17 protein-coding genes and 1 pseudogene are annotated in these 21,003 nt (G+C 65.0%); 5 read left to right on the plus strand and 13 right to left on the minus strand.

Going from position 1 to position 21,003, the window contains the following annotated elements; translation table 11 throughout:
• The first annotated feature begins 42 nt into the window (after nt 1-42).
• Complete coding sequence (locus HUX88_RS28375; RefSeq protein ID WP_117015313.1) at nt 43-528, plus strand: YajQ family cyclic di-GMP-binding protein; 486 nt, start codon at nt 43-45, stop codon at nt 526-528.
• 156 nt (nt 529-684) lie between these two features.
• The gene (locus HUX88_RS28380) at nt 685-1,941 is read left to right on the plus strand and encodes a nitronate monooxygenase (protein WP_117015314.1); all 1,257 of its coding nucleotides are present in this window, start codon (nt 685-687) and stop codon (nt 1,939-1,941) included.
• A gap of 32 nt (nt 1,942-1,973) precedes the next feature.
• On the opposite strand, the gene HUX88_RS28385 is transcribed toward HUX88_RS28380, so the two are convergent.
• Nucleotides 1,974-2,909, minus strand: a complete 936-nt coding sequence (locus HUX88_RS28385; RefSeq protein ID WP_117015315.1) for an exopolyphosphatase — start codon at nt 2,907-2,909, stop codon at nt 1,974-1,976.
• 245 nt (nt 2,910-3,154) lie between these two features.
• On the opposite strand from HUX88_RS28385, the gene HUX88_RS28390 reads away from it, so the two are divergent.
• Nucleotides 3,155-3,859, plus strand: a complete 705-nt coding sequence (locus HUX88_RS28390) for a hypothetical protein (protein WP_117015316.1) — start codon at nt 3,155-3,157, stop codon at nt 3,857-3,859.
• A gap of 24 nt (nt 3,860-3,883) precedes the next feature.
• Entirely contained in the window at nt 3,884-4,462 is a 579-nt protein-coding gene (locus tag HUX88_RS28395) for a C39 family peptidase (RefSeq protein ID WP_117015317.1), read from the plus strand.
• A 13-nt stretch (nt 4,463-4,475) separates the two neighbouring features.
• Here HUX88_RS28395 and glcF read toward each other — a convergent pair whose 3' ends face one another.
• The 8 genes and pseudogenes from glcF to HUX88_RS28435 all read right to left on the minus strand — a co-directional run bounded on the left by glcF (nt 4,476) and on the right by HUX88_RS28435 (nt 14,109).
• Nucleotides 4,476-5,702, minus strand: a complete 1,227-nt coding sequence (gene glcF, locus HUX88_RS28400; RefSeq protein ID WP_176363927.1) for a glycolate oxidase subunit GlcF — start codon at nt 5,700-5,702, stop codon at nt 4,476-4,478.
• A 2-nt stretch (nt 5,703-5,704) separates the two neighbouring features.
• Entirely contained in the window at nt 5,705-6,790 is a 1,086-nt protein-coding gene (glcE, locus tag HUX88_RS28405; protein ID WP_176363928.1) for a glycolate oxidase subunit GlcE, read from the minus strand.
• A complete protein-coding gene (locus HUX88_RS28410; RefSeq protein WP_176363929.1) occupies nt 6,787-8,277 on the minus strand; it encodes an FAD-linked oxidase C-terminal domain-containing protein in 1,491 nt (496 codons plus the stop codon). Before HUX88_RS28410 ends, glcE begins: the two co-directional genes overlap by 4 nt.
• 94 nt (nt 8,278-8,371) lie before the next feature.
• Entirely contained in the window at nt 8,372-9,271 is a 900-nt protein-coding gene (locus HUX88_RS28415) for a LysR substrate-binding domain-containing protein (RefSeq protein WP_176363930.1), read from the minus strand.
• 45 nt (nt 9,272-9,316) lie between these two features.
• The gene (locus HUX88_RS28420; RefSeq protein WP_117015322.1) at nt 9,317-11,029 is read right to left on the minus strand and encodes a lactate permease LctP family transporter; all 1,713 of its coding nucleotides are present in this window, start codon (nt 11,027-11,029) and stop codon (nt 9,317-9,319) included.
• Between the two features lie 160 nt (nt 11,030-11,189).
• Entirely contained in the window at nt 11,190-12,632 is a 1,443-nt protein-coding gene (locus HUX88_RS28425) for a LutB/LldF family L-lactate oxidation iron-sulfur protein (protein ID WP_117015323.1), read from the minus strand.
• Nucleotides 12,629-13,321, minus strand: a complete 693-nt coding sequence (locus HUX88_RS28430; protein ID WP_117015324.1) for a lactate utilization protein C — start codon at nt 13,319-13,321, stop codon at nt 12,629-12,631. Before HUX88_RS28430 ends, HUX88_RS28425 begins: the two co-directional genes overlap by 4 nt.
• Nucleotides 13,318-14,109 (minus strand): annotated as a pseudogene (locus HUX88_RS28435) ((Fe-S)-binding protein). The gene HUX88_RS28430 and the pseudogene HUX88_RS28435 overlap by 4 nt, the downstream one beginning before the upstream one ends.
• 109 nt (nt 14,110-14,218) lie before the next feature.
• Between HUX88_RS28435 and HUX88_RS28440 the strand changes: the two are divergent.
• Entirely contained in the window at nt 14,219-14,914 is a 696-nt protein-coding gene (locus HUX88_RS28440) for a FadR/GntR family transcriptional regulator (RefSeq protein ID WP_117015326.1), read from the plus strand.
• Between the two features lie 33 nt (nt 14,915-14,947).
• Here the strand turns inward: HUX88_RS28440 and HUX88_RS28445 are convergent, their stop codons facing one another.
• The 4 genes from HUX88_RS28445 to HUX88_RS28460 are packed head-to-tail and all read right to left on the minus strand — an operon-like array spanning nt 14,948 to nt 20,874.
• Complete coding sequence (locus tag HUX88_RS28445) at nt 14,948-15,445, minus strand: hypothetical protein (RefSeq protein ID WP_176363931.1); 498 nt, start codon at nt 15,443-15,445, stop codon at nt 14,948-14,950.
• A gap of 28 nt (nt 15,446-15,473) precedes the next feature.
• Complete coding sequence (locus HUX88_RS28450) at nt 15,474-17,321, minus strand: LysM peptidoglycan-binding domain-containing protein (RefSeq protein WP_176363932.1); 1,848 nt, start codon at nt 17,319-17,321, stop codon at nt 15,474-15,476.
• A gap of 16 nt (nt 17,322-17,337) precedes the next feature.
• Complete coding sequence (locus HUX88_RS28455; protein WP_176363933.1) at nt 17,338-17,850, minus strand: hypothetical protein; 513 nt, start codon at nt 17,848-17,850, stop codon at nt 17,338-17,340.
• 42 nt (nt 17,851-17,892) lie between these two features.
• Nucleotides 17,893-20,874: a type VI secretion system Vgr family protein gene (locus tag HUX88_RS28460; RefSeq protein ID WP_176363934.1), complete on the minus strand. Its 2,982-nt coding sequence runs from the start codon at nt 20,872-20,874 to the stop codon at nt 17,893-17,895.
• Nucleotides 20,875-21,003 lie beyond the last annotated feature (129 nt).

The following is a 21,003-nucleotide window of genomic DNA, read 5'->3' on the forward strand; positions in this document are numbered from 1 at the left end:
GGATTGAGTGCATGCTGCATGCCACACGAAAAGGAAATAGTTATGCCGTCGTTTGATGTAGTCTCCGAAGCCGATATGATCGAAGTGAAGAATGCCGTCGAGCAATCTCAAAAGGAAATCGCCACCCGCTTCGATTTCAAGGGTACGGGCGCCTCGGTCGAGCACAAGGAAAACGAACTGACCGTCGTCGCCGATTCCGAATTCCAATTGCAGCAGGTGCGCGACGTGCTCACCAACAAGCTGTCCAAGCGCAAAGTCGATGTCCGCTTCCTGGAAGACGGCGATATCAAGAAGATCGGCGGCGACAAGGTCAAGCAAGTGATCAAGGTCAAGAACGGCATCGAATCCGACGACGCCAAGAAAATCGTGCGCGTCATCAAGGATAGCAAGATGAAAGTGCAAGCGAGCATCCAGGGCGAGTCCGTGCGCGTCACCGGCGCCAAGCGCGACGACCTGCAAGCGGCCATGGCCATGCTGCGCAAGGACGTGCCGGACATGCCGCTGGAATTCAACAACTTCCGCGACTGATCCCTCGCGCCACGCCCTCCGTGGCGTCACAATGCTGTAGTACACATGGAGTAGAATCGAACCCGCTCCATGCAATGTGTACTGCCGCGCGACCGCATATCACGCATAGCGCCGGGCTTTTCGCCCGGCAACCACTACGGTAGTCTAAGGATAGCAATGAAACGTGTTGATGATTTCCGCCTGCGATTTGGCAAAAACGAGTACGTGCCCATCATGGTCGGCGGAATGGGAGTGGATATTTCGACCTCGGAGCTGGCGCTGGAGGCGGCCCGCCTGGGCGGCATCGGCCATATCTCGGACGCCATGGTCGAAGACGTATCGGACCGCAAGTTCGACACCAGCTTCGTGAAGGACAAGACCAAGCTCTACAAGTTCAACATCAACAACATGGACAAGTCCGTGGTGCAGTTCGACCTGGAACGCCTGGCCGACGCGCAGCGCCGCCACATCGGCGCCACCATGGCGGCGAAAAAAGGTCCAGGCCTGATCTTCGTCAACTGCATGGAAAAGCTGACCATGAACGGCCCGCGCGAAACCTTGCGCACCCGCCTGAACGCGGCGCTGGACGCCGGCGTGGACGGCATCACGCTGTCGGCCGGCCTGCACTTCGGCTCGTTCGCGCTGATGGCCGACCACCCGCGCTTCCGCGAGGCCAAGCTGGGCATCATCGTCTCGTCGGTGCGCGCGCTGCAGATCTTCCTGCGCAAGAACGCCAAGCTGGACCGCCTGCCCGACTACATCATCGTCGAAGGCCCGCTGGCCGGCGGCCACCTGGGCTTCGGCATGGACTGGGCCGAGTACGACCTGATGACCATCACGCAGGAACTGCTGGATTACCTGAAGGCCGAGAACCTGGACATCCCGCTGATCGCGGCCGGCGGCATCTTCACCGGCAGCGACGCGGTGCGCTTCCTGGAAGCGGGCGCGGCGGGCGTGCAGGTGGCGACCCGCTTCACCGTCACCAACGAGTGCGGCCTGCCGGCCAAGGTCAAGCAGGAATATTTCAAGGCGTCGGAAGAGGACATCATCGTCAACGGCATCTCGCCGACCGGTTATCCGATGCGTATGCTCAAGAACACGCCGGCCATCGGCGCGGGCATCCGTCCGGGCTGCGAATCGTACGGCTACCTGCTGGACGCGACCGGCAACTGCGCCTACATCAATTCGTACAACCGCGAAGTGGCGGCGCACCCGACCGAGAAGAACATCGTGGTCATGGACAAGACCTGCCTGTGCACCCACATGCGCAACTTCAACTGCTGGACCTGCGGCCACTACACCTACCGCCTGAAGGACACCACGCACAAGAAGGCCGACGGCGAGTACCAGCTGCTCACCGCCGAGCACGTGTTCAAGGACTACCAGTTCAGCACTGATAACAAGATCGCGCTTCCCGAAAAGGAAGAGGCATAAAGAGAGAGGCGCTCATCAGAGCGCCTTTTTTTTTAACCTTCCGAGTTGATTCGGGCGATCAACGCCTCCAGCACCTCTTCCGCCCGCTCATTATCGACCTGGCACGTCCCGGCATTCTCATGCCCGCCGCCGCCATACTCCAGCATCAGCGCGCCGATATTGGTCTTGGAGGTGCGGTTCAGGATCGACTTGCCAGTGGCGAACACGGTGTTCTGGTTCTTCAAGCCCCACAGCACGTGGATCGAGATATTCGTCTGCGGATACATCGCATAGATGATGAAGCGGTTGCCGGCGTAGATGATCTCCTCGTCGCGCAGATCCAGCACCACCAGGTTCTTGTGCACGGTGGCGCAGCGGCGGATCTGCTCCTTGCACTTCTCGGCGTGCTCGAAGTACAGCTCCTTGCGCTCTTTCACGTCCGGCAAGGCCATGATCTCGGCTATCGTATGGTTCTTGCAATAGTCGATCAAGTCCATCATCAGGTTGTAATTCGAGATGCGGAACTCGCGGAAGCGGCCCAGGCCGGTGCGCGCATCCATCAGGAAGTTCAGCAGATCCCAGCCTTCGGGATTGAGCACCTCCTGCTCGTTGAAGCGGGCGGCGTCGCCCTTGTCCACCGCCACCATCATGTCGTGCCAGGAAGCCGGGAAAGCCTTCTCGGCGCCGTAGTAGTCGTACACCACGCGCGCGGCCGACGGCGCCTCCGGATGGATCACATGGTTCTTGCGCTCGCCCGTATTGCGGATGGTTTCCGACAAATGATGGTCGAAGGCCAGATGCACGCCCGGCACGAACGGCAGATTGGTGGTGATGTCATTGTCGCTGATGGCGATCTTACCGTCCTGCATATCCTTCGGATGCACAAACAGGATCTCGTCGATCATATTCAGGTGTTTTAACAGGACTGCGCACACCAGCCCGTCGAAATCGCTGCGGGTGACCAGACGATATTTTTTTGCTTCTGACATGAATGCACCTCTGTGGATTGAACATGACGATGGGCTTAATAATACAACCCAAACCTGCACGTGGACAGCAATTGTGATGACACGTTGCAATACGTCACATCATCCGCCAGCGACTTTCGATTGTTAAGAAACGCAAAAGACTCGGAGCATCTGTCTCAATTGTTCAAAATCGACAAACTTGCATTTTGGATTACCTAGAATGGCTGCCGCACCACCCCATTCCACCGCAAGAGGAGACCGATACCATGCCGCGCATTTCAATCCTACTTGGCCTGGCCGCCGCAAGCTGCCTGGCCCTGTCCAGCCCCGCGCTGTACGCGCAGGCCGCGCAACTGAGCGCATCGCCGCAGTCGCAGCGCGACGGCGCCGCCAGCGCAGTCCGGCGCGATTTCGCCCAGTTCGTCCAATACCAGGTGCAGAGCCATGCCGGCAGCGCGCCGCAAGGCTTCCCGCTGGAAGTGGCCGACGTGCAGGACTTGAAGGACGCCCGCATCGCCTACGGCTTCCCGGTCTACACCATCGATCCAAGCGACCTGCTGGCCGGCCGCCGCGAGATGAAGTCCATGACCAGGCCGACCGGCATCTGGCGCTTCGTCATCACCCTCCACGACCAGCCGATCGGCCTGGCCACGGTCGAACAGGTCAACGGCAAATGGGAGACGGTGGCCTACGGCGCCTCCGTGATGGCCAAGGATCTGGACGCGGCCATGGGCGCCTACGCCAACGCGGAACGCTCGAACGTGCGCGTGCTGCGCATCTACCAGGCCCAGTCCGATTTCCTGGAAGTGAGCTCGGCCCAGAATGGCGCGGTGCGCTTCGCGCCCTTGCATTCGGCGCGCCAGTCGCTGCTGCTGCAACGCAAAGGCGCCGGCGACGGCCTGCTCGACGCGAGCGACTTGCTGGAGCCGCTGCGCGTGGCGGTCAAAAAAAATCTGGACAGTACGCGCTAAGCCGCGCGGAACAAGGAGACCCACATGAAAAAACTGAACAGCCTGATATTGAGCGCCGGCCTGCTGGCGATGTTGCCGTCCGCCTTCGCGCAGTGGAAAACGCTGAACGTGCCGCTGGTCACGCAGGAGCACAGCCAGTGGTGCTGGGCCGGCTCCAGCAAGGCCGTGCTGAACTACTACGGCCAATCGCCCAGCCAGTGCCAGATCGTCAACTGGGCCTTCGGCCTGAACTACGCCTGCGGCAATTCGACCTTCGACTGGAACAGCTACGCCAACCAGCCCAACAGTATGTACGGCAGCAACGGCAGCGTGCAGAGCATCCTGAACGCGTGGGGCGTGTCGAACACGGCGTACAACTCGGCCTCGTCATGGAACAGCGTGGTGTCCGACATCAACGCCAACCGGCCGTTCGTGATCCGCTACGGCTGGACCGGCGGCGGCGGCCACATCATGGTTGGACGCGGCTATGAAACCTACAACGGGGTCAACTACATCTACATCATGAACCCGTGGCCGGGCGAAGGCCAGACCTACCGCACCTACAGCTCGGCCGTGTACGCGTCCGACCACCAGTGGACGCATACCCAGCGCATGAACAACTAGGGCAAGCAGCTCGTCACGCCAGCATCTGGTCGATCAATTCGATCCAGTGCCCGACCGGCATCGGCGTCCCCGATTGCAGATGGCTTTGACAGCCGATGTTGGCGGACACGATGCGGGCCGCGCCCGTGGCCTGCAAATTGGCCAGCTTGCGGTCGCGCAGCTGGTGCGACAACTCCGGCTGCAGCAGCGAATATGTACCGGCCGAGCCGCAGCACAGATGGCTGTCTGCGCACAGGCGCACGTCGACGCCCAGGCCGCGCAGCAGCTCCTCGACCTTGCCGCGTATGCGCTGCGCGTGCTGCAGCGTGCATGGCGGATGAAACGCCACCGGCTCGGCGGGCGGCCGCTGCTTCAGCAAGGCCTGCAAGCCCGCCTGCTCGTCGTACAGGATCTCGCTGATGTCGCGCGTCAGCTCGGACACCCGTTGCGCCTTGGCCGCATAGGCCGGATCGTCCCGCAGCAGATGGCCATATTCCTTGACGGTGGCGCCGCAACCGGAGGCGGTCATCACGATGGCTTCCGCGCCGGCTTCCAGCAGCGGCCACCATGCATCGATATTGCGACGCATGTCATCGAGCCCGCCATCGTGGTCGGCCAGGTGATAGCGGATCGCGCCGCAGCAGCCGGCGCGCGGCGCCACCTCCAGTTCCACATCCAGCGCAGCCAGGATGCGCGCGGCCGAACTGTTGATATTCGGCGCCATCTCCGGCTGCACGCAACCGTCCAGCAGCAGCATCTTGCGCGCCTGTCCGCCGCGCGGCCATGCACCGGCATCCGGCAAGGGCTGCACCTTTTCCTGCAACGCCGCCGGCAGTAGCGGACGCACCATGCGCCCCATCTTCATCGCGGGCCGGAACAGCCACGCGCGCGGCAGCGCCTCCTTCAGCAGCAGGCGCTGATAACGCTGGCGCGCCGGCCTGCCCACCTGCTGCTCCACCACCTTGCGGCCGATGTCGAGCAAACGGCCATACTGCACGCCGGACGGACAAGTGCTCTCGCAGTTGCGGCAGCTCAGGCATCTGTCCAGGTGCAACTGGGTGCGCTCCGTGGCCGCCTGCCCTTCCAGCACCTGCTTGATCAGGTAGATGCGGCCGCGCGGTCCATCCAGCTCGTCGCCCAGCAGCTGGTAGGTGGGACAGGTCGCGGTGCAGAAACCGCAATGCACGCAGGCGCGCAGGATGGCTTCGGCCTCGTCGCCGTCGGCGGTGTTCTTGAATTGTTCTGCCAGATTGGTTTGCATGATTACAGGTCCCGGTACATGCGGCCGGGATTGAAGATGCCGGCCGGGTCGAAGTGCTGTTTGAGGTTGCGGTGGATCGTGTGCACGGCCGGCGCCAGCGGCTGGAACACGCCATGCCGCTTGTCGCCGTTGCGGAACATGGTGGCGTGGCCGCCCAGCTCCGCCACCCGCGCACGCAGCGCGATGGGATCGGCCGCGCTGCGCAGCCAGCGTTGCGAGCCACCCCACTCGATCAGCTGCGCGCCGTCGTCCAATGCGGACAGCGAGCGCGCCGGCGTCGTGGATGGCAGCGACAGGCGCCACAGCGGGGCTTCCGCCTCCGCGAACCATGCGTGCCTGTGTTCGCGCAGATCGCTCCACCAAAGCGCCGCAGCTTCGGGCTCCAGCGTCTCGCCGCCGATATGCCGCGCGGCCGCCGCCACCGCAGCCTGCGCGCCGGACAGGCGCAGCGTCAACGCACCGTCGTGCCATGCGGACGCGGACAGCGGCAATGGCTGACCCGCCCAGCGATTCAGGCGCAGCAAGGCTTCCTCCTGATCCAGCTCCAGCCGCAGCGTGGCCTCCGTCGTCGGCCGTGGCAGCACCTTCAGCGATACTTCCAGCAGCAATCCCAGCACGCCCAGCGACCCGGCCAGCAGGCGCGAGACGTCGTAGCCGGCCACGTTCTTCATCACCTGCCCGCCGAAGCGCAGCATGTCGCCACGGCCGTCCATCAGCACCGCGCCGAGCACGAAATCGCGCACCGCGCCCACGCTCTGGCGGCGCGGGCCGGACAGCCCTGCGGCCACCATGCCGCCCACCGTGGCGCCGGGGCCGAAGTACGGCGGCTCGAACGCCAGCATCTGGCCCTGCAGCGCCAGCTCCCGTTCCAGATCGCACAGCGGCGTGCCGCAGCGCGCCGTCACCACCAGCTCCGTCGGCTCATAGGCGACGATGCCCTGGTAGGCGGACGTCTCCAGCACCTCGCCCTCCGGCGTTTGCCCGTACCAGTTCTTGCTGCCGCCTCCGCACAGGCGCAGCGGCGTGCGTGCGGCGCCGGCGGCCACGATGCGGTCGCGGAACTGGTTCACTATCGATTCCATCGTCATGCTCCCACCTGTTTGACAAACTTGAATATGCCGCCGCGCGCCTGCCGCTTGCCATACGCGGCGCAGCGGTCCAGTGTGGGTATGGCTTTGTTTGGATTGAGCAGGAAGGCGCCATCGAAGGCGCGCTTGACGCCGATGAAGGCGGCCACCTCGTTCACGGTGAACTGCCCGCACATGGCGTCGATCTTCTCGATGCCCACGCCATGTTCGCCGGTGATGGTGCCGCCGACTTCCACACACAGCGCCAGGATCGCCTCGCCGAAGCGTTCGGCGCGGTCGAATTCGCCGGGCTCATTGGCGTCGAACATGATCAATGGGTGCAGGTTGCCGTCGCCGGCGTGAAACACGTTGGCGCAACGCAGGCCGTGGGTCTCACTCATCGCGGCGATGCCTTGCAGGACTTCGGCCAGGCGCTTGCGCGGGATGGTGCCGTCCATGCAGTAGTAGTCGGGCGAGATGCGCCCCGCCGCCGGAAACGCGTTCTTGCGGCCGGACCAGAAGCGCATGCGCTCCGCCTCGCTGCCCGACACCGCGATGGCGCTGGCGCCGGCGCGCCGCAGCACTTCGCTCATGCGTTCGATTTCCTCTTCCACCTCTTCCGGCATGCCGTCCGATTCGCACAGCAGGATGGCGGCGGCGTCGGTGTCGTAGCCGGCCTTGACGAAGGGTTCGACCATGCGCGCGCTGGTGCGGTCCATCATCTCCAGGCCGGCCGGGATGATGCCGGCCGCGATCACCTCCGCCACCGCGTCGCCGCCGGTGACGACATCGTCGAAGGATGCCATGATGACGCGCGCAAGCGGCGGCTTCGGAATCAGCCGCACCGTCACTTCGGTGACCACGCCCAGCATGCCCTCGGAGCCGATGAATACCGCCAGCAGGTCCAGTCCCGGCGCGTCAAGCGCGGCGCCACCGAGTTCGATAACCTCGCCGTCCATCGACACCATCCGCACCCGCATCACGTTGTGCAGGGTCAGGCCGTACTTGAGGCAGTGGACGCCTCCCGAGTTCTCGGCCACGTTGCCGGCGATGGTGCAAGCGATCTGCGACGACGGGTCCGGCGCGTAGTACAACGCGTGCGGCGCGGCGGCCTCGGAGATGGCCAGGTTGCGCACGCCGGGCTGCACGCGCGCCGTGCGCGCCAATGGATCGAGCGCCAGGATGCGGCTCATCTTGGCGGTCGAGATGACGATGCCATCGGCGATCGGCATGGCGCCGCCGGACAATCCTGTGCCGGCGCCGCGCGGCACGATCGGCACTTGCAGCGCGCTGCATGCCTTCAGCAGCTCGATGAGCTGCGCCTCCGTCTCGGGTAGCGCCACGGCCAGCGGCAACTGCCGGTAGGCGGTCAGGCCGTCGCATTCGTAGGGTCGGGTGTCTTCCTGCTCGGACAGCAGGCAGTGCGGAGGAAGCAGGCCACGCAGCGCGGCCAGTATGGCTTGTTTGCGTTCCTTCAGTAACAGTGGCGGGGCTGGCGGCGCGTTCATGAGTGGCCTTGGATGCGATGGAAATGGCGTCCAGTGTAGCGGCCTGCGTAGCGCTCCAGCGGTGAAAAGAATTAACCGCTGAAGCGTAGATTTTTCATGCGTCGCGTTCGTGGTCGGGATAGGCCGCCATCATCCAGTCAATGAACAAGCTCACCTCCGGCCGGATGTGGGCGCTCTGCTCGTACACCACGTAATACGCGTGCGGCGGCGACGCCAGGCGCACGTCGAACAGCTGCACCACTTCGCCGCTGGCGATCATGTCCTGCGCGAAGTGCTGTCGCGTCAATCCAACACCGTGGCCGTGGCGTACCGCCTCCAGCAGCAGGCCAAGGTCGTCGACACGCAGCGCGTCGGCCGGCTCAGGCCAATCCAGGCCGGCCTGCTCGAACCACGGCTTCCACTGCTCCAGCGCGGAGCGCAGCAAGGTGGCCTTCTTCAAATCCGCGGGCGTGGCGATGCCGCCGATCCGCTCAAGGTAGGCCGGGCTGGCGACGGCAAACGCCGGCTCGCCGAACAGCCGCGTGGTCACCATGTCGGGATATTTTCCGGCGCCGAAGCGGACCTCCAGATCCGTCTCGTTCACGCACAGGTCATACAGGGGCACCGACAGGAAGACCTCGACCACGATCTCGGGATGGGCTTCGGTGAACTCGGCCAGGCGCGGCATCAGCAGGTAGCGCGCGAAGGTCGGCGGCACCGTGATCTTGACGCGCGGCTGAACCGGCGCGCTGCGGTGAGGAAGGGGAAAATCGGTCAGCGTACGCAGCGCCTGGCAGACCACATCCAGGTAGGAGCGGCCGAACGGCGACAACGTCAGCGAACGGCCGTCGCGCACGAAAAGCCGGTCGCCGACGAACTCCTCCAACAGGCGGATACGGTGCGACAACGCCGACGGCGTAATGCACAGCTGCTGCGCGGCGACCGCGAATGAACCGGCACGCGCCGCCGCTTCAAAAGCGGACAGCGCGTGCACCGGGGGGAAACGTCTCGGCATGGATATGCGCCTTTCACAAACCCTTGGCAGGGCTGGGGAAAAGCGTCAGTGCGGCACCATCCCCGTAAATACATACGCCTGCAATACCGTCATGATACCAACGATGGTGGCGAACAGCAGACTATGTTTGAGGGTAAAGCGGAACAACTCGGACTCGCGTCCCACCAATCCGGTCGCGGCGCAGGCCACGGCGATCGATTGCGGCGAGATCATCTTGCCGGTGACACCACCAGTGGTGTTGGCCGCCACCAGCAAGGTGTCGGAGACATTGATCTGGTGCGCCGTGGTGTTTTGCAGGGAGCAGAACAAGGCGTTCGACGAAGTGTCCGAGCCGGTCAGGAACACGCCCAGCCAGCCGAGGAACGGCGAGAAGAACGGGAACGCGGCGCCGGTGCCGGCCAACACCAGCGCCAGGGTCGACGACATGCCGGAGTAGTTGGCGACGAACGCGAACGCCAGCACCAGGCCAATCGACAGGATAGGACGACGCAGCTCAACCACCGTATCGGCCAGGGCGCGCAGGCCGGCCATCGGCTTGAAGCGCAGCAGCGCCATCGAGACCAGCGTGGACAACAGGATGGCGGTGCCGACGGCCGACAGCAGGTCCAGCTTGAAGACCGCCTCATACGCCTTGGGCGCGGCGACGATAGGCGACATCTTGATGACCATCTGGTCCAGGTACGGCACATGGAATTTCATCACGGTGCCGGCCAGCGCGCCGCTACCGGCGAACATCGCCTTGAACTGCGGCAGGCTCCATACGGTGACGATGGCGGTCAGGATGCCGAACGGCGCCCACGCGCGCACCGTCTGGGCGGTGCTGTATGGCGACTGCTTGCGGATACGCGGTGCGGAACCGGTGGCCGAGCCGCCGCCGAAGGTGGCCATCGCCGCCGTGCCGCCGCCCATCGAAATGGCGCTGCGGGCGCCGGCTTTGGCGCTGGCTGGCTGCCATACTTTCAGCAGCACCGTCAGCGAACCAAGGCTGACCAGGGCGGAGGTAATGTCCGGCAGTTCAGGGCCGATGAAGTTGGAGGTGATGTACTGCGTCACGGCGAAGCTGCCGCCAGCCACCAGCGCCGCAGGCCAGGTTTCCTTGATGCCGCGCGTGCCGTCCATCATGAACACCAGCCAGAATGGCACCGCCAGCGACAGCAGCGGCAACTGACGGCCAGCCATCGCGCCGATGTGCATGGCGTCGATGCCGGTGACCTGCCCTGCCACGATGATGGGAATGCCCATCGCGCCGAACGCCACCGGCGCCGTGTTGGCGATCAGGCACAGACCAGCCGCGTACAGCGGATTGAAACCCAGGCCGACCAGCAGCGCCGACGTAATCGCCACCGGCGCGCCGAAGCCCGCCGCGCCTTCCAGGAAGGCGCCGAACGAGAAGCCGATCAGCAGCATCTGCAGGCGCTGGTCATCGGTGATCGACAGCACCGAGGCGCGGATGATTTCGAGCTGGCCGGTGCGGTCGACCACTTTATACAGGAACACTGCGGTGACGATGATCCAGGCGATCGGCCACAGGCCATAGGCGAAGCCGTAGCCTGCGGCGGCCAGCGCCTGCGGCACCGGCATGCCGTAGGCGAAGATGGCGACTGCCAGCGCAAGCGCCAGCGTCACGGCGGCGGCGACGTGGCCTTTGATGCGCAGCACTGCCAGCGCGAGAAAGAAGAAAATGATCGGCACGGCGGCAACCAGGGCCGATAGCCCCAAGCTGCCTAGCGGCGCGTATATCTGATTCCAGGTTTGCATAGTGGTCTCCTCCAAGAGTAAAAATATATTTTTTTGCAGAGCTAAAAAGATGCGACGAGTGTATAGGCCAGGCGCCGGCTATCGGTGGTACGAAAAGATGAAATGAATTGTTCGCAGCCGTGAAAATTATTCACCCCACCGCCAAACGGCGGCCCCCCCCCTATTCGGCCTGCCCCCTTTCCCGAAGCAGGTCGGCCAGGCTGCGCGCGGCCGGCTTGAGCGGTTCGCGGTGTCGGGTCCATCCCAACTGGTTGCGTGGAGCGAAGGCGCGCAGCCGCGTGGCGGCCCAGCGGAACCAGCGATACACGCTAGGCCGCGCGAACGCGCCGCTCCAGAATCGCCACACCAGCCGCTCGCTGCGACTGAAGCTGGCGCCCTGCCCGCGCAGCGCGTTCTCGACTTCCTGCGCCGGATCGCGATTGGCCTCGGTGCGCAGCCGCACCAGCAGGGCCGGTATCGGTATGCGTACCGGGCACACTTCGCCGCATGCGCCGCACAGGCTGGAGGCGGTCGCCAGGTCGGCGGTCGCTTCAAGCCCCAGCAGGTGGGGCGAAATGATCTTGCCGATCGGGCCGGGATAGGTGGTGCCGTAGGCGTGGCCGCCCACCCGCGCGTAGACCGGGCAATGGTTGATGCAGGCGCCGCAGCGGATGCACTGCAGCGTGGCGCGCAGCTGCTCGTCGGCGTAGGCTTGCGTGCGGCCGTTATCGAGCAGCACCACGTGCAGTTCGCGCGGTCCGTCCATTTCGCCGGCGCGGCGCGGTCCGGTGATCAGGTTGAAGTAGGTGGTGATGGCCTGCCCGGTCGCCGAGCGTGTCAGCAGGCTGGCCAGCGGCACGATGTGCTCCAGCTTCGCCACGACTTTTTCCATGCCCATCAGCGCGATGTGCACATCAGGCACGCTGGTCGACAGCCGGCCGTTGCCTTCGTTTTCGACCAGCCACAGGGTGCCGGTATCGGCCGCCGCGAAGTTCACGCCGGACAGGCCGATGTCGGCGTCGGCGAACGCCTGGCGCAGCGCGCGGCGGCCGGCCTGGATCAGCGTGTCGACGTCTTCGCTGTACGGCGTTCCGGGGATGTGGCGTTCGAACAGCGCGCCGATGTCGGCGCGCGTCTTGTGCACCGCCGGCATGACGATGTGCGACGGCTTCTCGCCCGCCAGCTGCACGATGTATTCGCCCATGTCGGATTCGATGCAGTCGATGCCATGCTGCGCCATGTGGTGGTTCAGTTCCACCTCTTCGCTCGCCATCGACTTGCCCTTGATGACGCTGCGCGCGCCGCGCCGCTGGGCGATTTCAAGGATGATGGCGTTGGCTTCGTCGGCGTTCGCGGCCCAGTGCACGTGGGTGCCGGCCGCCTGCAGCTTCGCTTCGAACCGCACCAGCAGTTCCGGCAGATGGGCCAGCGCGTGCTGGCGCACCGCTTCGCCCAGGTCGCGCAGCTGTTCCAGTTCGTCGCCGTCGGGGAATTGGGCGCGGCGCTTATCCTGCAGGAAGTCCATCGCGCCGCGCATGCTGCCGCGCAGTTTGGTGTCTTGCAGGGCGTCGCTGACGCGGGCGCGGAAATCGGCCGGCGGCATGAAGTGCATGGGGGCGTTCATGCTGTCGCTCCTGCGGTATCGTCGATGATGAACACCCACAGCGCGCGCGGTCCGTGCGCGCCGTAGGCCAGTGTCTGCTGGATGTCCGACGTCTTCGACGGGCCGGACACCAGCACCAGGTTGGTCGGCATGGTCGCGCTCCAGGCTTCGGCATGCATCGCCGCGTGCAGGTCCGCATGCAGCGTGCTCGCATAGACCAGCGCAACGTGCAGCGGCGGCACCAGCGACACCGTGCGCGGCGATCCCGCGTCGGGCGCCAGCACCAGCGTGCCGGTGGCGGCGATGCCGGAACGGGCCACGGTGAAGCCGGCGTCCACGTCGGTGAACAGCTGGTTCTTCCACTCTTCCAGCGGACGGTCGAAGGACACGGTACGCACTTCGGCCGGCAAGGCGGCGGCCAACGCGGCGCCTTCAGCGCGTGCGGTGTCGAGCAGCAGGCTGCCGACGCCGGCGGCGGCGAGTTTTTGCGCCAGCAGCGCGGGCCAGCTGTGAGCGTCGACGCGCCATACGTCCGTGCGTACGGATGTCATCACGCGTTCCAGCGTGTCGGCCAGTTCGGTGCTTGAGGCTCCGCGCAACGGGCCGCGCGCATGGTGGGAGTTGATGCGGTCTTCCAGCTCGCGCAGCGGCATGCCGGGAGCCGGCGCCGCCGCCAGCAGCTTGCCCAGTATGAGTTCGCGCGCGCTCATGCTGCGGCTCCCACACGGCGCCACAGGAAGCTGGCCAGGTGTTCGACCTGCAGCGACGCGCCCTGCCGCTTGGCGGCGTGGCCGATGTTGAGCAGGCAGCCGCAATCTGCGGAGACCAGCCGTTCGCACCCCGTGGCGCAGGCGGCGGCGATTTTGTCGGTGACCATGGCGCCGGAGATGTCGTCATGCTTGAGCGAGAAGGTGCCGCCGAATCCGCAGCACTCCGATTCGTGGGAGTGCTCCACCCGCGTTACGCCGGGCAGCGCGTCGAGCAAGGCGACGCCGTGGGCGCGCGTGCCCATCTCGCGCCGCGCGCCGCAGGAGGTGTGCAGCACCACCTGTTCATCCGGCTGTGTCGTCGATCCGCCAAAATTCACGTGCAATACGTGCAGCAGGAATTCACTCAGTTCGTAGACGCGCTCCGACAACTCGCGCGCCTTGGCGGCGGCTTGCGGATCGTCGTCGAACAGCGTGGGCCAGTGGTGGCGCATCATGCCGGCGCAGGAGCCGGACGGCACGATGACCGGCCAGGGTTGGGAAAACAGGTCGAGTTGTGGGGGGGGGGCGCCACAGCATCGCTACCTGTTCGGATTTTTGCCGCTGCTGTAGGCCGGCTGGCCGCAGCAGCTCTGGCCGCGCGGGAAATGCACCGTCAGACCTTCACGCTCCAGCAGGCGCACGGCATCGAGCCCGGCTTCCGGCATGAACAGGTCGATCACGCAGGTGCCGAACAGGTAGACGTGTGGGTTGGCCTTGTCCGGGCCGGGCGGATAGTGTCGCGCTAGCATGTGAGGTCTCCTCTGTTTTTGCTTATTCGTCGGACAAGCTCCATAATTCCCGTGCGGCGAGGCCGTCGCAAATTGGTTGGACCAGCGAATACAACAGAGGCATATCAAAATGAAAACGAGCGGACTGGTCGAGGGAGTGTTGCGCAAGCTGGAGACGGCGCTGCTGGACGGCAGCTATCCGGCCAACGCGCGCCTGCCGTCCGAACGCGCGCTGGCCGAACAATACGAGGTGTCGCGCAACACGATACGGGAGGCGCTGCAACGCCTGGTGGCGCGCGGGCTATTGCGCAGCAAGCACGGCGCCGGCGTCTTCGTCAGCGATCAGCTGCGCACCAGCACGGCGTCGCCGTGGGGGCAGCTGGTGACGGACCATCCGGCCGTGCTGGGCGATGTGCTGGAATTCCGGCGGGTATTGGAAGGCGCGACGGCCTACTACGCCGCGCTGCGCGGCAATGACGAGGAACACGGACGGATCCGCGATTTGTTGATCGGCCTGGAACAAGCCCGCACCGACGACGACCAGGCGGCCGAGGCCTCCATCGACGCCCGCCTGCACGAGGCGATCGCGCTGGCCTCGCACAACAGCATGTTTTTGCATCTGCACGCCAGCGTGCTCGGCATCCTGCGCGAGCATATTACGTTGAACGGTTCCAGCCTGCGCAAGCTCGACACCGAAGTGTCGGGCCAGCTGCTGCAGCAGCACCGCGCCATCTGCCAGGCCATTTGCGGGCGCCGGCCGGAAGCGGCCCGCACCGCCATGCAGGCGCACATCGATTACGTCGTCAGCAGGATGGAATCGGCCTGACTGGTCCAACCACTGATTGATGCCGGAGAGCGTTCAAGGCCCTTGCTCGACGCCCAGCGTGTAGTAGACCTTGTCGTCGGAGGTCGAAGCCTCGAAGTTCACGTAGCGCTGCGGTCCGCCCTTGGACGCCGGCTTGAGTTTCCACGCCATGTCGCACTCGCCCTTCACCGTGCTCGGCTTGCCGAAATTGCGGGTCAGGATTTTCTTGACATAGGCGCAATTAGCCGCGCCGCCGAACGTGGCCTGGACCAGCTCGACATTGCCGCCCGTCTCCGGCGACATCGCGAAGCTGTCGGCCTTGACGTTGTCGCCGCATTCCACATTGCCGCGCTTGATCTGTTCGCGCTCGGGGCGCGTGCTCGGCTTGCACCACGGGGCCAGCTGCTGCATCGCCTGCTTCCAGTTACTCGTGAAGAGCTTGGGCGAAGCGAGCACGTCAAAGACATGCTCCGCGGGAGTCGGTTCGCTTTGCGCCTGGGCGCAAGCGCTGATGGCCAGGCACAGGCCCAGGATGGCGTAGCTTGTTTTCATGTTGTTCCAGTCGGATATAGGGTCGGGCTTAAGTCATCACGCACTTGTCGAGCGTCGCGGTCGGGTCCATCAAATCGGCGCGGCGCTGGAACGGGCCGCGCTTCTTGTCGGTGAGTTGGCTCTTGGCGGTCGACAGATTACTGCTGTACAGCTCAAGATGCAACATCGTGTCCTTGTGCTTCTTGCCGTTGTCCTTGATCAGCTGGCCGACCTTGCCGATCACGTCGCCGCGCTTGACCTCCTTGCCGCGCATGGCCTGCTGCTCCTTGGCGCTGCGCGGCGCCACCTCGCCGTAGCGAACGATGAAGTCGCCATGGTCGACCTCCACCGCGTCGGTATGCCAGTAGAACGAATAGCACTGCAGGATCACGCCGTCGGCCATCGCCCGCACCTCGGTGCCGACCGGCGCGTACAGGTCGCAACCGGCGTGGCGCCGCGCGCCCCGGCTGGAATTGAATTGCAGCGCGCCCTCGTGATACGAGGCCGACGGGCGTTTCTCGAAGGGGAACAACAGGCCCTCCTTGATCGCCTTGCCTGCCGGCGGAGGCGGCTTCACCACCTGCTTCTTGATGTCCTTCTCCACCGTCTCATGCTTGACGGCCTTTTCCTTCTTGCGCTGCGCGACCTCGTCGCTGGTGGCGCCGCCGCGTATGGCCACCACCTGCTCGGTGCCGGCGTGCTGCTGCGCCTGGTTACCCTGGGGCAGGATGATGTGGCTGCGCTTGTGCTCGACCATCGCGGGCACCGCCGCCGGATGCACGTTCATCGCCTGCTGCAGATAGGCGCCGATGAGCGACATCGGCGGCCGCCGCCACAGATACTCGCCTTCATGCAGCTTGAGCTGTTGACCGACCTTGAGCTGGTTCGGATTGGCGATGTGGTTGATCTTCTGCAGCTCGGCGACCGTGGTGTGGTGGTCCTTGGCGATCTTCGACAGGGTCTCGTGGTCCTTGACCTCGTGCGTCTCTTCCACGCTGTTGCCGTTCACCTGCAGCAAATCCTTGTACTCGGGATGGAGGATCACGAACAGCACCTCCGACAGGCCGGGCGCGATGATGGGCGAGGTATGGCCGTTGCCGTCGGTCTTGCCCAGCACGACTTGCGGCTTGTCCTTGCTGCCCTGCACCTTGACCGGGCGGCCCTGCGTGCCGGCCTTGGCCGGGTAGATCGCCACGTAGGGCTGGCCGGCGTAGGGCTTGTCGTCCTTGGTCAGCAGCTTGAACGACAGGTTGGTCTTGGCCGACAACAGCTTTTCCAGCGGATCGAGGAAGGGCAGGATCTTGGTCTGGATGATCTTGAGCACGGCTTTCGGACGGTCCTCGGCCATGTTGTCGGCGGTCGCCTGGAAGTACCAGCCCTCGTGGTGGAAAAGATATAAATGCTTTTCATAGTTCTTGCCGAAATACTTGATGGCGCGTTCCTTGGCAAACATGTACGACAGCACGATGCCGTAGGCGCCGCGTTCGGCGTCGAACACATGGCCGTCCAGTTCCAGCACAAAGCCCAGCCGCTTCTTCGACACTTCCTCCTTGGCGGCCTCCTCCACGGTGGCCTTGGTGTACTGGCCCAGGCCGGCGGCGGACGTGGTGCCGGCCGCCGCGTCGGGATTGAAGCCCGACTCGATCTTGCAGAACAACAGCATGTGCGCGATATCGCGGTACGGCAGCTTGTAGCGCGCGCCGATCTCCACCAGCATGTCGATGATGCGGTCCTGCACCTGCGGCGAGGCGTCGCCGTGGATGCGCGACAGGCCGGCCAGCGCGCCGGCCGGCTTGTCGATCTTGGGCTGCATGTGCAGGTAGGAGTATTTCTTGATCTTGTCTTCGCTGTACGCGGCCCCTTTGGACGCGCGCAAGATCTCGTAGATGGTGGACACTGGCGGCTCCCGATCCTTAACGCGGCATGATCGATTTGACTTTCTTCATGTGGCCGTCGCTGTGCGCCAGCGCCTGCTCATATTTGGCGCTGTCCTCGTTTTCGATCAGCGCGCCTGCCTCGTCATAGATGGAATAGGCTTCCGCATACGGCGCCGAGCCGCCGCCGATCGAGTAATACATGACCGCGACGTCGCCCTTGTCGCCGCGCGCGCAGGCCCACTGGGTGACGAACAATTTGCTGACCTTGCCGCCGGTCTCGACGATGGACTTGGCGCTGACTTTGTTCAGCTCCGGCAGCGCCGCCTTGCGCGCAGTGCCGCCGTGGCTCACGCTCAGCGTCTGCGACTTGCACTGGTTCAGCGTGGCGGAGTCCTTGCTCGGCTTGCAGTCGGATTCGATCACATACTGCGTGTCGCCGCACTGCATCTGCTCGCGCCAGGGCGCCTGGTCGCCGGCGCTGCAGCCCGCATGCACCAACACCACGCCCGCAGCCACAAGCGCCGCACTGAATTTATTCTTGATACCCATCTTCCTGCTATCTCCTGATGACAAAGACCGTGCGCGGAGCGCTCAGTCCCAGTGGCGATCCATTTCCTGGTGCCACACGTTGATGTTTTCCTGGTCCCAGCTATCCTTGGCCAGCAAGGTCAGCTCGACCGGCTTGGGTTCCTGGGTGCCGACCTTGATGGTCTTGCCCTTGGCGTCGGTAAGGCCGTAGTGCACGCTGCCGTCGGGCAGCTTCAGCAGGTATGGCTGCTGGGCGAGGCGCTGCTCGCCGCGCAGCACCTGGTATTGCGCGGCGTAGGCGTGGCGCACCGACTGGTTCAAATTGAGCTCGCCGTTCGGCAGGCGCGGCAGCACGGCGGTGGCGCTGGCGGGGCCGGTCAGTTCCTTCTGGGACGCCTTGAAGGACATGGTGCCGGGGCCATGCAGCTCGATGTTGCCGCCTTCGAGCTTCAGGTGGGCGCCCTGCGCGGTCAGCATCACATGCTGCTTGGCGGTGACATTAACCGAACGCGCGACACTGGCCACGGTGATGGCTTTGTCGGCCGTCAGGCGCGTCGGCCCCGATTGACTCTGGCTACTTACGCGCCCGCTTGCGGCGTGCAGGCGGATGCCGGTTTCCTGGTTCGGCTTTTGCGCATCGGTCGCTTTGCCATAGGTGAACAGGCTGATGCCGCCGGCGACCAGGTGCAGGCTGTTGGCTTGCGCGGCCAGGTTGATGTCCTGTCCCGCCGCCAGGCTGGAACTGCCTTGCGCGGCAAGCACGGCGCTGGCGGGCGTCACCGCCGCGATGCCGGCCGGGCTGGACAACTGCAGATGCGCCTCGCGATATGCCGCCGCCATACCGAGGCCGCCGCTGCTGTCCTGTTGATCGCTGCCGCTGGCGCTGCGGCCCAGCACCTCGGCGCTGTGCGCCATCGCGGCAACGGCCGGCATCTCGGCCGCCGCCTTTTCGCCGGCCAGCGTGGCGTTGTGCTTTTGCGCGGTCTCCGCCAGTTGCTGCAGCAATTGCCGGCTCGCTTCGGCCTGGCTGCGGGCCTCGCTGGAATCGAGCTGGGCACCGCTGCCGCCGTGGCTGGTCAGCAGCATGCCCTGGCCGGCGCGCAACGCGGCACTGTGCTCGGTCTTGAGCTCGGCGCCGAAGCCGGCGGGCGCCAGCCGCTGGTTGTCGGTTTGATGGCGCAGCTGTCCCAGGTTGAGCTCGGATGTGCCCGCGTGCGGCGCGGCGTGGTGTTGCAGCGCCAGGCGCGGCTCGCCGGGGGTATCGTCGAACACCAGCTGGCTGTAGCTGCCGGCGCCCTGCTGGCTGGCCCCCATGGCCTGCGACTTCAAGCCCGACAGCGCCGCAGGATGTGCATGGGCGCCGGTGGCGCCGGGGAACCAGGCGCTGGCGTTGCCGGTCGAGGCGCCCCCGCCTTGCGCCACCGCGTTGTGCTGGGCGTCGTCCGCGCCCTTGCCGTTGTAGAGCGCGCCGATCACGACCGGGCGGTCGATATTGCCCTCGATGAAGTCGACCAGCACTTCCTGGCCGACGCGCGGCAGCGCGTTGCTGCCCCAGTTGGCGCCGGCCACCGGCGCCAGCGGCGTCGCCACCCGCACCCAGGTGCCGGCAGTGTCGTCGGCGGGCGCGCCGGTGTGGCTGGCGGCGGCCGGATGGTCGAGGCGGCTGTGGCTAGCGCTGCCGCGTTGCCAGTGAAACTGCAGCTTGATGCGATGATCGCGGTCGGTGTGCACGACGGCGCCGGCCGGGCCGACCACGATCGCGCTTTGCTGCCCCCGCATCACAGGCCGCTCGGTCCTGGCGCGGCTGCGGTAAGGCGTGGCGGCGGGAATGGCGTCGATGCGGTTGCGGTACAGTGGACGATCGGCGATGGTTGAGCCGACGGCGTGCAGGCTGCCGCGGGTTTCTTCCTGCAGCGCGGCGCTCAACGGCCCCTGCCCCAGCATCTTGAGTATGCTGCCCTGGGTCTCCGCGCTCAGATTGTTGTGCATCAGGTGCACAACCCGAACGATGAGGAACTGGCGCTGCTGATCGCTGTCGGCCGCGTCAAGCTGGCTGACGCCCTGCAGCGTGAAGGTGGTCGCGGGCGCCAGCGTGCGGACCGTGCCGGCGCCGACATGGATTTCGCGGCTGGCCTGCAAGGCTTCCACCTGGCGGTCCGCCATGCGCTGGCCGTGTTCGCGGCTGGTGTAGGCATAGGCGCCGGGCACGTCGTCGCTGGTCAGCATCGGCCCCTCGCCGCTGGCGCTGACGCGGCGCGTGCTCAGGGAGCGGTAGTCCCAGCTGCGCAGGCTGACCGCATTGGTCTGCAGGCGCATCTCGGTGCGCCAGCGGTCCAGGCTGTCTTCCCGCATGACAGCGCCCGGCTGGGTGTAACGGATGACCGGCTGCGCGTTGGCGACGAAGCTGCCGTTGTGGTCGGCGATGACCATGGTGTGGCTGCCGAGCGAAGGGCTGTCGGCGTCGCCGCTGTGTTCGTAGAAATAGAACAGGCCTTCCTCTTCCATCAACCGGGTGATGAAGGCAAGATCGCTTTCCTGATACTGCGTGGTCAGGCTGCGCTTGGCATAGACGTCACGGTCGAGGATATCGAAGCGGCGCAAAGGCGTCAGCCGGCCCTGGCCCTCGTAGCTGGCGCATACCGCGTCGATGATGTCGAACACGTTCATGTCCTGGAATATCCGGCTGTCGCGTCCCAGTCCGAGGAAGGCGGACCACGGTTCGACGGTCAACTGGTAGCGCGCAAAGCCGCCATTGGAGCCGTGCAGTTCCACCGAAGTGATATGGCCGTGGAAAGGGCGCGGCGCGTCGGTGCCGGCGATGGTCAGCAACTCCAGCAAGGCAGGCTGGCCGAGCAGCGACTTCAGGGGGATGTCGGCATCGGTCGACAACGCTTCGATGCGGTAGGTGTAGCCGGAGCCTATGGTCTCCTCCGCGCGCACCGATTCGGCCAGTAATTTGTCGGTGCCGATCGGCGTGCTCAGGCGCAGAAGGCGACTTGACTGGGTATAGCCGTCGAGCACAAAAGATAAAGCCTGGTCGAGCATGCGGATCGCACTCCTGATGCGGGGTAGCCGCAAGATTAATGATTTACTATGTTGAGGATGAGCATTACACCTCAGGCTGAATCATTTGACAAGAGTGGTTTCAATCGTGCGCGGGGTCAGGATCGATAA

The organism is Duganella sp. BJB1802, from assembly GCF_013369445.1.
In the GTDB taxonomy this organism is placed as follows: domain Bacteria; phylum Pseudomonadota; class Gammaproteobacteria; order Burkholderiales; family Burkholderiaceae_D; genus Rugamonas; species Rugamonas vulcania_A.

Excerpts from the sequence above, each read along its gene's own strand:
- glcF (WP_176363927.1), bottom strand. The coding sequence starts at position 5,702 with ATGCAAACCAATCTGGCAGAACAATTCAAGAACACCGCCGACGGCGAC.
- HUX88_RS28390 (WP_117015316.1), top strand. The coding sequence starts at position 3,155 with ATGCCGCGCATTTCAATCCTACTTGGCCTGGCCGCCGCAAGCTGCCTG.
- HUX88_RS28420 (WP_117015322.1), bottom strand. The coding sequence starts at position 11,029 with ATGCAAACCTGGAATCAGATATACGCGCCGCTAGGCAGCTTGGGGCTA.
- HUX88_RS28440 (WP_117015326.1), top strand. The coding sequence starts at position 14,219 with ATGAAAACGAGCGGACTGGTCGAGGGAGTGTTGCGCAAGCTGGAGACG.
- HUX88_RS28385 (WP_117015315.1), bottom strand. The coding sequence starts at position 2,909 with ATGTCAGAAGCAAAAAAATATCGTCTGGTCACCCGCAGCGATTTCGAC.
- HUX88_RS28455 (WP_176363933.1), bottom strand. The coding sequence starts at position 17,850 with ATGGGTATCAAGAATAAATTCAGTGCGGCGCTTGTGGCTGCGGGCGTG.
- HUX88_RS28415 (WP_176363930.1), bottom strand. The coding sequence starts at position 9,271 with ATGCCGAGACGTTTCCCCCCGGTGCACGCGCTGTCCGCTTTTGAAGCG.
- HUX88_RS28430 (WP_117015324.1), bottom strand. The coding sequence starts at position 13,321 with ATGAGCGCGCGCGAACTCATACTGGGCAAGCTGCTGGCGGCGGCGCCG.
- glcE (WP_176363928.1), bottom strand. The coding sequence starts at position 6,790 with ATGACGATGGAATCGATAGTGAACCAGTTCCGCGACCGCATCGTGGCC.
- HUX88_RS28395 (WP_117015317.1), top strand. The coding sequence starts at position 3,884 with ATGAAAAAACTGAACAGCCTGATATTGAGCGCCGGCCTGCTGGCGATG.
- HUX88_RS28380 (WP_117015314.1), top strand. The coding sequence starts at position 685 with ATGAAACGTGTTGATGATTTCCGCCTGCGATTTGGCAAAAACGAGTAC.
- HUX88_RS28375 (WP_117015313.1), top strand. The coding sequence starts at position 43 with ATGCCGTCGTTTGATGTAGTCTCCGAAGCCGATATGATCGAAGTGAAG.
- HUX88_RS28460 (WP_176363934.1), bottom strand. The coding sequence starts at position 20,874 with ATGCTCGACCAGGCTTTATCTTTTGTGCTCGACGGCTATACCCAGTCA.
- HUX88_RS28445 (WP_176363931.1), bottom strand. The coding sequence starts at position 15,445 with ATGAAAACAAGCTACGCCATCCTGGGCCTGTGCCTGGCCATCAGCGCT.
- HUX88_RS28425 (WP_117015323.1), bottom strand. The coding sequence starts at position 12,632 with ATGAACGCCCCCATGCACTTCATGCCGCCGGCCGATTTCCGCGCCCGC.
- HUX88_RS28410 (WP_176363929.1), bottom strand. The coding sequence starts at position 8,277 with ATGAACGCGCCGCCAGCCCCGCCACTGTTACTGAAGGAACGCAAACAA.